Consider the following 13573-nt stretch of genomic DNA (forward strand, 5'->3'; position numbering starts at 1 on the left):
GTGCACGTCCGTCCGTCCGTCAGGAAGACGTCCGGCCCACCAGCTCCGTCGCCAGCACCACCTGTCGGCGCTCCAGGCCCCGGGAGACCGCCGGGCGGCGGTCCGCGATCTCGGTGAGGAGGAGGTCCAGCATTCTGCGGCCCATCTCCTCGATGGGCTGCCGCACGCTCGTCAGCGGCGGGTCCATGTGACGGGCTATCGCCGAGTCGTCGTAGCCGACCAGGGCCACGTCCTGCGGAATGCGGCGGCCCGCCTCGCGCAGGGCCTGGCGGGCGCCCGCCGCCATGACGTCGGAGCCCGCGAAGACCGCGTCGAGCGTGGGGGTGCGGGCGAGGAGTTCGCGCATCGCGCGGTGACCGCCCTCCTCGGTGAAGTCGCCCAGGGCGATGAGCCCTTCGTCCACCGGGTGCCCCGCGTCGCGCAGCGCGTCCCGGTAGCCGTCGACGCGCCGCTGAGCGCCGTAGACGTCGAGGCGGCCGGTGATGTGAGCGATGCGGGTACGGCCCCGGGACAGCAGGTGCTCGACCGCCGAGCGGCCGCCGCCGTAGTTGTCGGAGTCCACGGACGGGAGCGTCTCCGCGGCGGAGCGCGGGCCGCTGATCACCGCCGGGATCTCCAGCTGTGACAGCAGATCGGGCAGCGGGTCGTCGGCGTGCACCGAGACCAGCAGGACGCCGTCCACCCGGTGCGCCGCCAGGTACTGGGCCAGCCTGCGGCGTTCGCGATCGCTACCCGCGAAGATCAGCAGCAGCTGCATCTCGGTCTCCGCGAGCTCCGCGCCGACGCCGCGCAGCATGTCCGAGAAGTACGGCTCGGCGAAGAACCGGGTCTCCGGTTCGGGGACGACGAGGGCGATCGCGTCCGTGCGGTTGGCCGCGAGCGCGCGGGCGGCGGTGTTCGGGACATAGCCGAGCTCGGCGACAGCCGCCTCCACCGCCGCGCGGGTCGCGTCGCTGACCCTCGGCGAACCGTTGATCACCCGGGAGACCGTGCCCCGGCCGACGCCGGCACGCGCGGCCACCTCTTCCAGGGTCGGCCGGCCCCCGCTGCGCCCCCGTACTCCGTGGCCTGCCATGGGCTCCGCCTTCCGTCGTTCGCACTCGCCTGGAATCTAACAGTCCTGCCCGTCGGGCCCCCGGTCGCCGGGAGCCCCGGTGACCGCGGGCCCGACCCCCCGACGCCCCCGGCCCCCGGCCCCGGCTCCATGCCCGGGACCCGCTGACGCCTGCCGCCGACCGGGATCCTCGGATCCGCGTCACTTCAGACATCCGGCGGACCATTTATGCCGAACTGTGCTTTATGGGCGCCGCTTCACCTGGTTAGCTAACAGGCCGATAACTGAACGCATCTCTCCACGCTCCCACCCTTGACACCCCCGCCGGAACCGACGACTCTTCAACACATCACCTGTGGGAGCGCTCCCACGGTACCTGACACATACACATCCCGCACGTTCCCCGCCCGAGCCGCAGCGAGTAACTGACGGGCCCAACATTGCAGTTGGCCGGGGGGTCGGCACGTCAGGGCAACAGGAGGACGTAATGCGAGCACGTACCCGAACCGCCCGCCGGGCGGTTGTCCTCGCGGCCGTCGCGTCGTTGGGCGCCGGCCTGCTGGCCGGCTGTGCCGACGACGGCGGCGACGACAAGGCTTCCGACGGTTCGTCGTCCGGCAGCGGCAAGGGCAAGACCACGATCACTCTCGGTCTGTTCGGCACCTTCGGCTACAAGGAGGCCGGGCTCTACGCCGAGTACGAGAAGCTCAACCCGAACATCAAGATCGCCGAGAACGTGATCGAGCGGAACGAGAACTACTACCCCGCGCTCGTCAACCACCTGACCACCAACAGCGGTCTGATGGACGTCCAGGCCATCGAAGTGGCCAACATCGCCGAGGTCGTCGCGACCCAGGCGTCCAAGTTCCAGGACATGTCCAAGGCCGCCGGGGTGAGCAAGAGCAACTGGCTGGAGTGGAAGTGGGCGCAGGCCACGGCCAAGGACAACAAGACGATCGGCCTCGGCACCGACGTCGGCCCGATGGCCCTCTGCTACCGCACGGACCTCTTCAAGCAGGCCGGTCTGCCCACCGACCCCAAGGAGGTCGGCGCGCTGTGGGCGGGCGACTGGAACAAGTTCCTCTCGGTCGGCGAGCAGTTCAAGAAGAAGGCGCCCGCGGGCACGTACTTCATGGACTCCCCCGGCGGGCTGCTCAACGCGGTCCTCAGCAGTGAGAAGGAGAAGTTCTACGACTCCTCCGGCGAGATCATCTACAAGACGAACCCCGCCATCAAGGCCGGCTTCGACCTGACCGCGAAGGCCGCCGCGGCGGGCCTGGTCCAGCCGCAGACGCAGTTCCAGCAGGCCTGGGACACGACGATCGCCAACAGCAAGTTCGCCACCATCGCCTGCCCGCCGTGGATGCTGGGCACGATCAAGGGCAAGTCGAAGCCCGAGTCGTCCGGCAAGTGGGCCGTCGCGGTGGCGCCGAAGTCCGGGAACTGGGGCGGCGCCTTCCTGGGCGTGCCCTCCGCCGGCAAGAACGTGAAGGAAGCCGAGAAGCTGGCCGCCTGGCTGACCGCGCCCGAGCAGCAGGCGAAGCTGTTCAAGGTGCAGGGCAACTTCCCGAGCGCGCCGGGCGCGTACACGATGCCCGAAGTCACCGACGCGAAGAACCAGATGACCGGTGAGCAGAACATCGGCACGATCTTCGCGGAGGCCGCCAAGACCGCCCCGGTCCAGGTGATCGGCCCGAAGGACCAGATCATCCAGCAGGGTCTGAGCGACAACGGCGTCATCCTGGTCACGAAGGGCAAGTCGGCGGCGGAAGCCTGGGAAGCGGCGACCAAGACCATCGACAACAACCTGGACAAGTGACCCGAATGGCCACCCGCCACGACACCGCCGCGCCCCCCGCCAAGGAGGGGGGCGCGGCCCCGGGCCGCCCGCCCGCCGTCCTCACGGACGCGGATCAGCGGCGTCGGGCCCGGCTCTCCCGCCGCTGGCAGCGGGACAAGCGCTGGAGCCCGTACGCGTTCGTCTCGCCGTTCTTCCTGCTGTTCCTCGCGTTCGGCCTGTTCCCGCTGCTCTACACCGGCTGGGCCTCGCTGCACCAGGTGGAGCTGACCGCGCCCACCGACATGACGTGGGTGGGGATGCGCAACTACACGCGCATCTTCGACGACGACTTCTTCTGGAACGCGGCGAAGAACACCCTGACCATCGGGATCATCGCCACCGTTCCGCAGCTGCTGATGGCCATGGGCATCGCCCACATCCTGAACTACAAGCTGCGGGCCTCGACCTTCTACCGGGTCGCGATGCTCGCGCCGTACGCGACCTCGATCGCGGCCGCCTCACTGGTCTTCGTCCTGCTCTTCGGCCGTGACTACGGCATGATCAACTGGGCGCTGCACTTCGTCGGGATCGACGCGATCGACTGGCAGAACGACAAGTGGCCGTCGCAGATCGCCGTCTCGTCGATCATCATCTGGCGGTGGACCGGTTACAACGCGCTGATCTACCTGGCCGCGATGCAGGCCATCCCGCAGGACCTGTACGAGTCGGCGGCGCTGGACGGCGCGAGCCGCTGGAGGCAGTTCCTGCACGTCACGCTGCCGTCGCTGCGGCCGACGATCCTGTTCACGGTCGTCGTGTCGACGATCGGCGCGAGCCAGGTCTTCGGCGAGCCGCTGCTGTTCGACGCCAACAAGGGCGCGTCGGGCGGCGCGGAGCACCAGTTCCAGACGCTGGGCCTGTACCTGTACGAGCAGGGCTGGGTCAACCAGCACCTGGGCCGGGCCTCGGCGATCGCCTGGACGATGTTCCTGATCCTGATCGTGGTCGGCATCGTCAACTACGTCATCTCGCGCCGGCTGCGCGCCAGTAGTTAGGAGTACCGGCCGTGACGACGACGACAACGACCGCGAAGACCGCGGAACCCGAGGACGCCGTGCCGAAGGCCCGCAAGGTGCGGCGCCCGAAGTCCGCGCAGGCCGGCGGGCACATGCACGGCGGCCCGATCGCCTACATCATCCTGACCGTGTTCACCATCGTGTCGCTGTTCCCGCTGGTGTGGACGGCGATCGCCGCCTCCCGGGACAACAACCGGCTGGCGCAGAACCCGCCCCCGTTCGTGTTCGGCTCGAACCTCTTCCACAACCTGGACGTGGCCTGGAACGACGCGAACCTGGGCACGGCGTTCGTCAACACGACGATCGTGGCGGGCACGTCGGCGGCGACGATCGTGTTCCTCTCCACGATCGCCGGGTTCGCCTTCGCCAAGCTCCGCTTCCGGGGCCGGGGCGCGCTGATGCTGATCGTGATCGGCACGATGATGGTGCCGCCGCAGCTGAGCGTGATCCCGCTGTACATGATGGTCGCCAAGCTGGAGTGGACCGACCAGCTGCAGGCGGTGATCCTGCCCTCGCTGGTGAGCGCGTTCGGCGTGTTCTTCATGCGGCAGTACCTCATCCAGGCGCTGCCCGACGAGATCATCGAGGCCGCCCGGGTGGACGGCGCGAGCAGCTGGCGCGTGGTGTGGCACGTGGTGTTCCCCGCGGCGCGGCCCGCGATGGCGGTGCTCGGCATGCTGATGTTCGTGCAGACCTGGAACGACTTCCTGTGGCCGTTCCTGGTGCTGAGCCAGACCGGCAACCCCACCGTGCAGGTCGCCGTCGCGGGCCTGGGCCGTGGCTACACCCCGGACCAGTCCCTGATCATGGCGGGCGCGCTGCTCGGCACGCTGCCGCTGCTGCTGGTCTTCGCGATCTTCGGCAAGCAGATCGTGGGCGGCATCATGCAGGGCGCGGTGAAGGGCTGAGTTGGGCTGAGTCGCCCCCGCGCGATCAGGACGCCCATCGCACCGACACCAGGACGCCCACCGCTCACGGCGTCGGCGGCCCAGGCGACGGCCGTCATGCGTCCATGAATCTCCCGGGGGCCGGGTCACCGCCGCCTCGGCCCCCCGTCGCACCACTTCCCCCCTCAACCTCCGTCGGTCTCGACGACCACTCATGGGAGCGCTTCCATGCCTGAGCCCGTTTCTCCGGTGACCTTTCCCCCCGCCTTCCTCTGGGGCGCGGCGACCTCCGCGTACCAGATCGAGGGGGCGGTGCGGGAGGACGGCCGTACCCCCTCGATCTGGGACACCTTCAGCCATACCCCCGGCAAGACGGCGGGCGGCGAGCACGGTGACATCGCTGTCGACCACTATCACCGCTACCGCGACGACGTCGCCCTGATGGCGGACCTGGGCCTGTCGGCGTACCGCTTCTCCGTCTCCTGGTCCCGGGTCCAGCCGACCGGCCGCGGTCCCGCGGTGCAGGTGGGCCTGGACTTCTACCGCCGTCTGGTGGACGAGCTGCTGGCGAAGGGCATCAAGCCCGCCGTCACCCTCTACCACTGGGACCTCCCGCAGGAGCTCGAGGACGCGGGCGGCTGGCCGGAGCGGGACACGGCCTACCGGTTCGCGGAGTACGCGCAGATCGTCGGCGAGGCGCTGGGCGACCGGGTGGAGAACTGGATCACGCTGAACGAGCCGTGGTGCAGCGCCTTCCTGGGCTACGCGTCCGGGGTGCACGCGCCGGGCCGTACGGAGCCGGTGGCCTCGCTGAAGGCTGCGCACCATCTGAACCTGGCGCACGGGCTGGGCACGTCGGCGCTGCGCGCGGCCATGCCGGCCCGCAACGCGGTGGCCATCAGCCTCAACTCCTCGGTGGTACGCCCGCTGTCCCCGGGCGACCCGGCGGACCTGGCCGCGGTGCAGAAGATCGACGACCTCGCCAACGGGGTCTTCCACGGTCCGATCCTGCGGGGCGCGTACCCCGAGACGCTGCTCGCGGCGACCTCTTCGCTGACGGACTGGTCGTACGTCCTCGACGGCGATCTGCGCGCCATCCACCAGCCGCTGGACGCGCTGGGCCTCAACTACTACACGCCCACGCTGGTCTCGGCGGCGGACGCGTCGGTGCGCGGCCCCCGCTCGGACGGTCACGGCGCGAGCGACCACTCGCCGTGGCCGGCCGCGGACGACGTCGCGTTCCACCTGACGCCCGGCGACCGCACGGAGATGGGCTGGTCCATCGACCCGACCGGTCTGCACGAGCTGATCATGCGCTACACCCGGGAGGCGCCGGGCCTGCCGCTGTACATCACGGAGAACGGCGCGGCCTACGACGACAAGCCCGACGCGGACGGCCGTGTCCACGACCCGGAGCGCATCGCCTATCTGCGCGGCCACCTCGCTGCCGTGCGGCAGGCGATCGCGGACGGCGCCGACGTGCGCGGCTACTACCTGTGGTCACTGCTCGACAACTTCGAGTGGGCGTACGGCTACGAGAAGCGGTTCGGCGCGGTGTACGTGGACTACGCGACGCTGACCCGCACGCCGAAGTCGAGCGCCCTCTGGTACAGCCAGGCGGCGCGCACCGGTTCGCTGCCCGAGGCCGAGACCGCCTGACCGCCGGGCCGCCACCGTCTGACGGTGGCGCGAAACCGCCTGTGGGCGGTGGAGGCCGCCTGACGGTGGCCGGGACTGCACAGAGACCGCCTGACCCGGGGGGCAGGGGGAGGGGCGCGGCACGCCGTGGGGGCGTGCCGCGCCCTCTGCGTGCCCGGACACGGGACACAACCCGAAGGTGAAGCCGGTCTGAAGGACGGGGCCGCAGCAAGCGGCGTCCGCGTAGTTCGTGGCTCCGCCGGGACACCGCCTGTCCCGCATCGCCCGGCCACGTGGACAACCGGCCGAGCCCCTTGGCCTTGGCGAAGGCGACGAGCCGGGAGAACAGGCCGCTGACGGTTTCGACGCCACGCTCGCCACGTCCGGCCCTTGACCGAGGCCGGCACTGATGCGGCTGGGCGACCTCAGGCGGCGCCGGCTTCGCGCCCACTCCGCGGAGTGATGGACAGCGCCATCGGGGCCGGACCTTGCCCGGACGGGCCGGCACGCAAAAGCAGGCTGCGTGATCTGCGTCACCCTTGCAACTGCAGGTGAAATTGCACCTTTCCGCAAATTTTCATTGAAACCTGTACGGACTGGCGGATTGCCAGCTTGCGCGCGGGTAGCGCCTTCGGGCGCGGGGTGGCGAACCGTGGCGTTGCGCCACTGCAAATCCGCTGACGAGCACGCCGGGTGCCGCTGGTCGAGGGGCTGCGAAAACGGTTGCTGGAAGGAGCGCCATCGGATGGTCGGGTCCGCTTAGATCTGTTCTCCAGAGCAATCACGCTCCGGCGCCGACCACGCTGAAACCGGGTGCGTGACGGCCGGGGGCGGGCATCAGCGAAGCCGGGGCCCCCAAGGGGCCCCGGCTCGAGAGAGACCGGTGCATGGATCAGTCATGGAGCCTGAAGTACGCACATCGCCTGCAGGATCCGACAGTGGTGACATCCCTACGGCTGGCCCGGTCCGCCCGAAGGGCGTTCCTGCAGCGCCGTCGCCACCTGCCGCTGGGCCGAGGCGATGTAGGCCTCGCTCGCCGCGCGGAAGTCGGCGCCGGCCACCCGGTCGCGCACCCAGGCGTCCATCCCCGCCCTGATGACGGCGTTGGCGCTGGTTGACTCCACCGCCGCGATGGCGTGGATGCGGTCCAGGAGGTGACGGGGGAAACGGACCGACACCACAACCTGCTGGTCCTTCTCCTCGGGCTTCTCGTTCTTCCTGGGCATGTGCCTTCCCTTCATCGGGCCGCATGCCCTGCTCGTGTCAGGGACAGGGCATGCCGTTCCCGGTTCACGGGCGCGAGCGGCGTGTCGGCCGAGCGCCCTTGCTGACAACGCCTCACACACTAAGCCACTACAGAACTACGAGATGTACTGTGCGTAACATTTTTATTGCGCACATAGGTTCTGACTCACCGAGAGTCAAGCTCTGGCTGTGAGTTACAACACCTCATGAAGTTCATCGATGTCGATTCGTTGATGTAGTAGCAAGTGGGATGCTCTTTACGAACTACACGACTACATCAAGTATGGTGTGTCGCTACACAGTGAGATCAGACGAGTGCACACCGCTACACCACGGGGTGCACACCCCGGACGAACAAGGAGTTCGCGTGTACTTCCCCTTCGACGGCGACGGTCAGCTGGTCCCCCTCGGCGCAGATGGCATAACAGCCCGCGCCGCACACGCCGCGCTGGCCGAACTCCAAGCCCTGGGACGCGAATCCGCCCGGGGCCAGGACCTCACCCAGGAGCTGCCCGAGACCGAGAAACTCGAAAAGGTCCTCGCCCTGCGCACCCTGTGGCAGCCCGACCGGAACCGACCGCCTTCGGGCATCGCCAGCCAGACCGAATACTGGAACGACAGAGCCGTCCAGGCCCGGCGCCGCCTCACCGAAGCCGTCGAGAAGAACCTGCGCGAAGCGTTGAACACCTCCGGTAAGCGGGTGACCGTACTGGGCGCCGACGGCTGCCTGGAGGAGCGCACTCACCGCTTCCGCGCCTGCATCACCCAGGGCCTGCCCGTCGTCTCCGTCTCCGACAGCGGTTGCCTGCGCCGTTGGCTCTCCACCAACGACACCAGCGCCACGTCGCTGTCGATCCTCACGTTCGTTCCCGGCCGCCCCCTCTACGCCGCCGTGGTCACCGCTGGAACCGCCCTGCTGTCGGACTGCTCCGGCTCCTGGCGACTGACCCTCGCCGACGGCTGGCAGGCGATGACCGGCGAACCCCTGGTCGCCGACCCCGACCCCAACTACATCGTCCTGCCCCGCGACCTGGAACACCTCGCGCCCGCTCTGCGCAAGCACTACGAAGAACCGATCTTCCCCCGCGACACCAGCTCCGCCATCGCCCAGGCCGTCCTCGGCGGAGCCGTCCCCGTCGCCGTGCACTTCACCGAGCACGTCCTCAACTCCGCGATCTTCCCCGTCGCCGTCGGCCACGGCATGGCCGTCCGCGTCGACAGCGGCAAGCTCATAGAGAAGCCCTGGGACGCCAGCCGCCACCTCTACAAAGCCCTCACCGGCGACATTCCCTTCGGCGACGAACACGTCATCGCCCGCGACCTGTGGGCCATCAAACGGGCCACCAGCGTCCTCTCCCGCGAACGAGACCTGGCCGCACAGACACACCCCCTCGACGCGCCCTTCGACGCCGCGTACGAGGACGACCTCTTCGACTTCGGCTTCGACGATGAAGACAGCTGAGCGTCACGCCGCCGCCACAGCCGCACCGACCGGCGAACCCGCCCGCCTCCCCAAGGACAGTGACGTGACCGACCACCTCAGCATCGTCACCGACGAACCGGCCGCCAGCGGATGGCGCTTCAGCGTCATCCCGCCCAAGCAGATGTGGAGCACCTGGTACCAGCGCGCAAAAACCATTCGCCGCCCCGCCGGCAGTCTCGCCCTGCCCGCGATAGCCACCACCGCCACCTTGCACTTCACCCACACCATGCACCACGGCGACAGCCTCATGGCGCTCGCCCTCACCACCCTCACCGTCAGCTACGACGGGGTCATCGCCGTGTGCCGCACCTGGCAGAAGACCGCCGCCCGACAGCACCCCGCCACACACCACAGCACCGGCCACCAGGCGGCCTGACCCCCGGTCGGCATGCGCTGCCTCGCTCCTCCGCAGTGCTCCGCGCCGGTCCCGTCAGTGGAACGCCGAGGGGGGCGGCGCGGGTGAGGGCACCGCCGACGCGTCCGCCACCGCCGCCGCGCCGCCGGTGAAGTCGGTCAGCGCCCTGCCGTGCTCGACCCGGCCGGGGTGCGGATCGGAGGCGGCCCGACGGGTCAGTTCGGCGATCGGCAGCGGCAGGTCCGAGGCGACGAGCACGGCGTTGCCGAACCGTTTGCGCCGCAGCACGGTCGGGTCGGCGACCAGCGCGAGTTCGAGGAAGCGGGCGGCGGCGGTGGCGATCTGGCCGCGCAGATGCGCGAGCGGCGGGCCGTCGGCGAGGTTGGCGGCGTAGACCCCGCCGGGCCTCAGCGCCCTGCGGACCTCGTCGAGGAACTCGGTCGAGGTGAGGTGGGCAGGGGTCCTGGCGCCGCTGAACACATCGGCCACGACGAGATCGGCCCATCCGTCCGGCACCTTGGCGAGACCTTCGCGCGCGTCGAGGGCCCTGACCCTGATCCGGGCCCCCGGGTCCAACGGCAGTTCCCGGCGCACCAGGCGGACGAGGGCGGCGTCGCGTTCGACGACCTGCTGGGTGGAGCGGGGGCGGGTGGCGGCGACGTACCGGGCGAGGGTGAACGCGCCGCCGCCGAGGTGCACGGCATGCAGGGGCTTGCCGGCCGGGGCGGCAAGGTCGATGACATGGCCCAGGCGCCGCTGGTACTCGAAGGAGAGGTGCCCGGGATCGTCGAGGTCGACGTGCGACTGGGGGGCGTCGTCGATGAGCAGCGTCCAGGCGCGGGGCCGGTCCCGGTCGGGTACGAGCCGGGCGAGTCCGCCGTCGACGGGCTCGACGACGGCGTCGGCGTCCCTCTCGCGCCGGGTGTTCCTGGACTTTCCCATGCCCGCATTTTCGCAGGCCGCGACGGCACCCCGCGCACCCGGCGCTCACCGCGCACCCGGGGGCCCGGGGCGGACACGGCCTAACGGCAGCTGTCCGCCGCCTCGATCAGCCGGGCCGCCTCGCCCAGCGCGCGGCGCAGCACCGCCGGATCCGTCGCGAGGTCCGCCTGGCCGGGGGGCACCAGCCAGTCCGAGCCCTCGACGGGCGGCTCGGGGGCGGGTCTCAGTCGCCGGCCGTCGGTCCTGGTGCAGACGCTGCCCGGCACGTCCCACGCCGCCGCGGTGCCGGGCGGCACCACGAAGCCGAGCGTGTCGCCGCCGCCGTCGTGCAGGACAGGACCCACCGCGTCCCCGGCCGACCCGCGCCGCAGGATGTCCACCGCCTCCAACCCCTGCCGGGTCCCCACCGTCACCAGGTCGCATGCCGCCACCGACGACATACGACGATCGTTGCTCTGGCTGGTCTCCATTCCGGCCTCCACCGCACAGCCCGCCCGTAGTCCACAGGGCTCAACGCGTCATGGCGTCAAGGGCTACGGCGGAAGTCCGCCGCAAAGGATGGCAGTTCATGGCAGATCGCGGATGAGATATCCGTTTTGTAGCCAAACACCGCATGGCGGCCCGACCACAGCAGGTACGTTCTTGCCCGCCGGGAACAAGGGTGCCACTCGGACAACTCACCCCTGGTCCGGCATGGTTCGACGGTTCGCACGAGAGGACCCGGCCATGGCGTCGTCAACGGTGACCCCAGCTCGGCCCGACCGGCCGGCACGGCCCAACTCCGTCTTCCGGCAACTGCGCGGACAGCGCTCGCCGGGCGAGTTCGCCGCGCTGGTACGGCGGGCCGCGCGCGAGATCGGCGAGCGGGTCAGCTGTGACGCGCGCTACATCGGGCGGGTCGAGGCGGGCGAGATCCGCTGCCCCAACTACGCCTACGAGCGGGTGTTCCTGCACATGTTCCCCGGCCGCACACTCGCCGATCTGGGGTTCGCGCCCCGCTCGTCCGTACGCGGCCGAGGGGCGCGCGGCACCGAGGACACCCCCGCGGCTCACCCCGCGGGACCGGCGCGCGCCACCGGTGACGAGCGGCACGCGGATGAGACGCGCCGGGCGCACGAGCCGTATGACACGCAGGACCCGTACGACATGCACCACGACCACGAGGAGAGCGACGTGCTGCGTCGCGCATTCATGACCGGCGGAGGCGCCACCATGGCCGCCGCCACCCTGGGCCCCTTCTCCCTCGCCCACGACGCCTCGGCGGCGGCACGCCGGGGACGTCGCGCGGGATCGAGCGAGGCGGGCGCACTCGAAGAAGCGGTCCGCAGAATCCGGCTGCTGGACGACCGGCACGGCGCCGACGGCCTCTACCGGCGCGCGGCCGCTCCGCTGCGCGCCGCCTTCGCGCTGCTGGACGCCGGGACCACCCGGCAGACGACCGCCGACCGGCTCCACTCGGGCGCGGGGGAACTCGCCATCTCGGTGGGCTGGCTGGCGCACGACTCGGGCCGGTTCGACGACGCGCGCTCGCACTACGCGGAGGCTCTGGCGACGGCCCGGGTGACCGGGGACGAGGCGCTGGAGGCGCACGCCTTCTGCAACACGGCGTTCCTCGCGCGGGACGCGGGCCGCCCCCGCGAGGCCGTCCGCGCCGCCCAGGCCGCCCAGCGCGTCGCCCGCCCGCTGGGCTCCCCCCGGCTGATGTCGCTGCTGGCGCTGCGCGAGGCGGGCGGCTGGGCGGGGCTCGCCGACCGCACCGGCTGCGAGCAGGCCCTCGTCCGCGCTCAGGCCCTCTACGACCGCGACCGCTGCGACCACGACCCCGAGTGGATGAGCTTCTACGGCGAGGCCGAGCTGGAGGGGCTCACGGCGCAGTGCTGGTCCGCGCTGGGCGACTGGCCGCGCGCGGCCCGGCACGCGAGACGGGCCGCGGACCTCCAGGACCCGCACTTCACCCGGAACATCGCCCTGTACACGGCCGAGCTGGCGGACGACCTCGCGCGCGGGGGACGTCCCGACGAGGCCGCGGTCGCGGGGCTGCGGGTCCTGGATCTGCTGGACCAGGTCCAGTCGTCGCGGATCCAGACCATGCTCGCGGGGACGGCGCGGGTGCTGCTGCCGCACCGCAGGGCGGGCGGCGTCTCTACGTTCCTGGAGCGGCACGCCTCGACGCCGCGGACGGTGTGAGCGGCGGGCCGTGCGAGTGGCGGACGGTGTGAGCGGCGGCCTGCCGCCCCTGCGCGCGTGGCCGGACGGGTCAGACGAGGTGGCCGAGGTCGTTCCAGCTCTCGATCGCCGGCTCGCCGTAGGCCCAGCCCAGGACCGACACCGACGTGGGGTTCAGACGGATCCGCGCCGCGAAGTCCAGCGGCAGACCCAGCCAGCGTGCCCCGATGGAGCGGAGGATGTGCCCGTGGGCGAAGACCACCACGTCCCGGTCGGCCGAGCGGGCCCAGGCGACGACCTCGTCCGCGCGGGCCGTCACCTCGGCCAGGGTCTCCCCCTCGGGAACGCCGTCACGCCAGATGAGCCACCCGGGCCGGACGGCCTGGATCTGCGCGGGGGTCATCCCCTCGTAGGCGCCGTAGTGCCACTCCATCAGGGTGTCCCACACCTCGGCGCGCTCGCCGAAGCCGGCGAGCGCGCACGTCTCCCGCGCGCGGACCAGCGGGCTGGTGCGTATCTCGGCGTCGGCGAGGCCGTCGAAGGGCGGCCGGTGCAGCCGCTCCCCCAGCAATTTGGCCCCCCGGCGGCCCTCCTCCAGGAGGGGCACATCGGTCCGGCCGGTGTGCTTGCCGGACAGCGACCACTCGGTCTGCCCGTGCCGGGCCAGCAGGATGCGCGGTGCCATGGGGGACCTTTCCGGGAGAACCCTGGGAGGGACCAGGGGAAAAACGGGGGCGGATCCCCTCCATCATCGCTCACGCTGGACAGGGGCAACCCGGCGGGCGATCTCAGCGTCTTTGACATCCGGGGCCCCTCGTGAGGGGCGCGTCCGTCGGCCGTAAAGTGGCACATCCCGTGCCACCGGCGCCGCAGTGACCGAATCGGCGCCCGGACAGCACTCGGGCAGCGACCGCACATACGACCAGACAGCGACCGGACACCACCAG

At 70.8% G+C, this 13573-nt stretch carries 12 protein-coding genes; 7 read left to right on the forward strand and 5 right to left on the reverse strand.

The features are described from left to right. Positions 1 to 19: 19 nt before the first annotated feature. Entirely contained in the window at positions 20 to 1075 is a 1056-nt protein-coding gene (locus QA802_RS16125; RefSeq protein WP_334522845.1) for a LacI family DNA-binding transcriptional regulator, read from the reverse strand. 466 nt (positions 1076 to 1541) lie between these two features. Here QA802_RS16125 and QA802_RS16130 point away from each other — a divergent pair, with 466 nt between their 5' ends. The 4 genes from QA802_RS16130 (at position 1542) to QA802_RS16145 (ending at position 6456) form a co-directional block, all read left to right on the forward strand. Continuing rightward, the gene (locus QA802_RS16130) at positions 1542 to 2873 is read left to right on the forward strand and encodes an ABC transporter substrate-binding protein (protein ID WP_334522848.1); all 1332 of its coding nucleotides are present in this window, start codon (positions 1542 to 1544) and stop codon (positions 2871 to 2873) included. Positions 2874 to 2878: 5 nt separating this feature from the next. Next, complete coding sequence (locus tag QA802_RS16135; RefSeq protein WP_334534673.1) at positions 2879 to 3889, forward strand: carbohydrate ABC transporter permease; 1011 nt, start codon at positions 2879 to 2881, stop codon at positions 3887 to 3889. Positions 3890 to 3948: 59 nt separating this feature from the next. Further along, the gene (locus QA802_RS16140; RefSeq protein ID WP_334534675.1) at positions 3949 to 4818 is read left to right on the forward strand and encodes a carbohydrate ABC transporter permease; all 870 of its coding nucleotides are present in this window, start codon (positions 3949 to 3951) and stop codon (positions 4816 to 4818) included. 207 nt (positions 4819 to 5025) lie between these two features. Further along, on the forward strand, positions 5026 to 6456 hold the full coding sequence (locus QA802_RS16145) for a GH1 family beta-glucosidase (RefSeq protein ID WP_334522851.1): 1431 nt from the start codon (positions 5026 to 5028) through the stop codon (positions 6454 to 6456). 929 nt (positions 6457 to 7385) lie between these two features. On the opposite strand, the gene QA802_RS16150 is transcribed toward QA802_RS16145, so the two are convergent. Beyond that, positions 7386 to 7661, reverse strand: coding sequence for a hypothetical protein (locus tag QA802_RS16150; protein WP_334522854.1), 276 nt, complete (start codon positions 7659 to 7661; stop codon positions 7386 to 7388). A 386-nt stretch (positions 7662 to 8047) separates the two neighbouring features. Between QA802_RS16150 and QA802_RS16155 the strand changes: the two genes are divergently transcribed. Both QA802_RS16155 and QA802_RS16160 read left to right on the forward strand, forming a co-directional pair. After that, positions 8048 to 9142, forward strand: a complete 1095-nt coding sequence (locus QA802_RS16155; protein ID WP_334522856.1) for a hypothetical protein — start codon at positions 8048 to 8050, stop codon at positions 9140 to 9142. Further along, on the forward strand, positions 9129 to 9539 hold the full coding sequence (locus tag QA802_RS16160; protein WP_334522859.1) for a hypothetical protein: 411 nt from the start codon (positions 9129 to 9131) through the stop codon (positions 9537 to 9539). Before QA802_RS16155 ends, QA802_RS16160 begins: the two co-directional genes overlap by 14 nt. Before the next feature lie 54 nt (positions 9540 to 9593). On the opposite strand, the gene QA802_RS16165 is transcribed toward QA802_RS16160, so the two are convergent. Then, on the reverse strand, positions 9594 to 10460 hold the full coding sequence (locus QA802_RS16165; RefSeq protein WP_334522862.1) for a spermidine synthase: 867 nt from the start codon (positions 10458 to 10460) through the stop codon (positions 9594 to 9596). Positions 10461 to 10540: 80 nt separating this feature from the next. Further along, a complete protein-coding gene (locus QA802_RS16170; RefSeq protein ID WP_334522865.1) occupies positions 10541 to 10930 on the reverse strand; it encodes a hypothetical protein in 390 nt (129 codons plus the stop codon). 256 nt (positions 10931 to 11186) lie between these two features. On the opposite strand from QA802_RS16170, the gene QA802_RS16175 reads away from it, so the two are divergent. Further along, complete coding sequence (locus tag QA802_RS16175; RefSeq protein WP_334522867.1) at positions 11187 to 12647, forward strand: NsdA family TPR-like regulatory protein; 1461 nt, start codon at positions 11187 to 11189, stop codon at positions 12645 to 12647. 70 nt (positions 12648 to 12717) lie between these two features. On the opposite strand, the gene QA802_RS16180 is transcribed toward QA802_RS16175, so the two are convergent. Continuing rightward, positions 12718 to 13311 carry a histidine phosphatase family protein gene (locus tag QA802_RS16180; RefSeq protein ID WP_319168165.1) on the reverse strand — a complete coding sequence of 198 codons (594 nt, stop codon included), beginning with the start codon at positions 13309 to 13311 and terminating at the stop codon, positions 12718 to 12720. Positions 13312 to 13573 lie beyond the last annotated feature (262 nt).

Origin of the sequence: Streptomyces sp. B21-105 (assembly GCF_036898465.1) — a bacterium.
In the GTDB taxonomy this organism is placed as follows: domain Bacteria; phylum Actinomycetota; class Actinomycetes; order Streptomycetales; family Streptomycetaceae; genus Streptomyces.

What these genes read in the sequence shown, in the direction of transcription:
- QA802_RS16135 (WP_334534673.1), top strand. Translation starts at nt 2,879, where the DNA reads ATGGCCACCCGCCACGACACCGCCGCGCCCCCCGCCAAGGAGGGGGGC.
- QA802_RS16160 (WP_334522859.1), top strand. Translation starts at nt 9,129, where the DNA reads ATGAAGACAGCTGAGCGTCACGCCGCCGCCACAGCCGCACCGACCGGC.
- QA802_RS16165 (WP_334522862.1), bottom strand. Translation starts at nt 10,460, where the DNA reads ATGGGAAAGTCCAGGAACACCCGGCGCGAGAGGGACGCCGACGCCGTC.
- QA802_RS16150 (WP_334522854.1), bottom strand. Translation starts at nt 7,661, where the DNA reads ATGCCCAGGAAGAACGAGAAGCCCGAGGAGAAGGACCAGCAGGTTGTG.
- QA802_RS16145 (WP_334522851.1), top strand. Translation starts at nt 5,026, where the DNA reads ATGCCTGAGCCCGTTTCTCCGGTGACCTTTCCCCCCGCCTTCCTCTGG.
- QA802_RS16125 (WP_334522845.1), bottom strand. Translation starts at nt 1,075, where the DNA reads ATGGCAGGCCACGGAGTACGGGGGCGCAGCGGGGGCCGGCCGACCCTG.
- QA802_RS16170 (WP_334522865.1), bottom strand. Translation starts at nt 10,930, where the DNA reads ATGGAGACCAGCCAGAGCAACGATCGTCGTATGTCGTCGGTGGCGGCA.
- QA802_RS16180 (WP_319168165.1), bottom strand. Translation starts at nt 13,311, where the DNA reads ATGGCACCGCGCATCCTGCTGGCCCGGCACGGGCAGACCGAGTGGTCG.
- QA802_RS16175 (WP_334522867.1), top strand. Translation starts at nt 11,187, where the DNA reads ATGGCGTCGTCAACGGTGACCCCAGCTCGGCCCGACCGGCCGGCACGG.
- QA802_RS16130 (WP_334522848.1), top strand. Translation starts at nt 1,542, where the DNA reads ATGCGAGCACGTACCCGAACCGCCCGCCGGGCGGTTGTCCTCGCGGCC.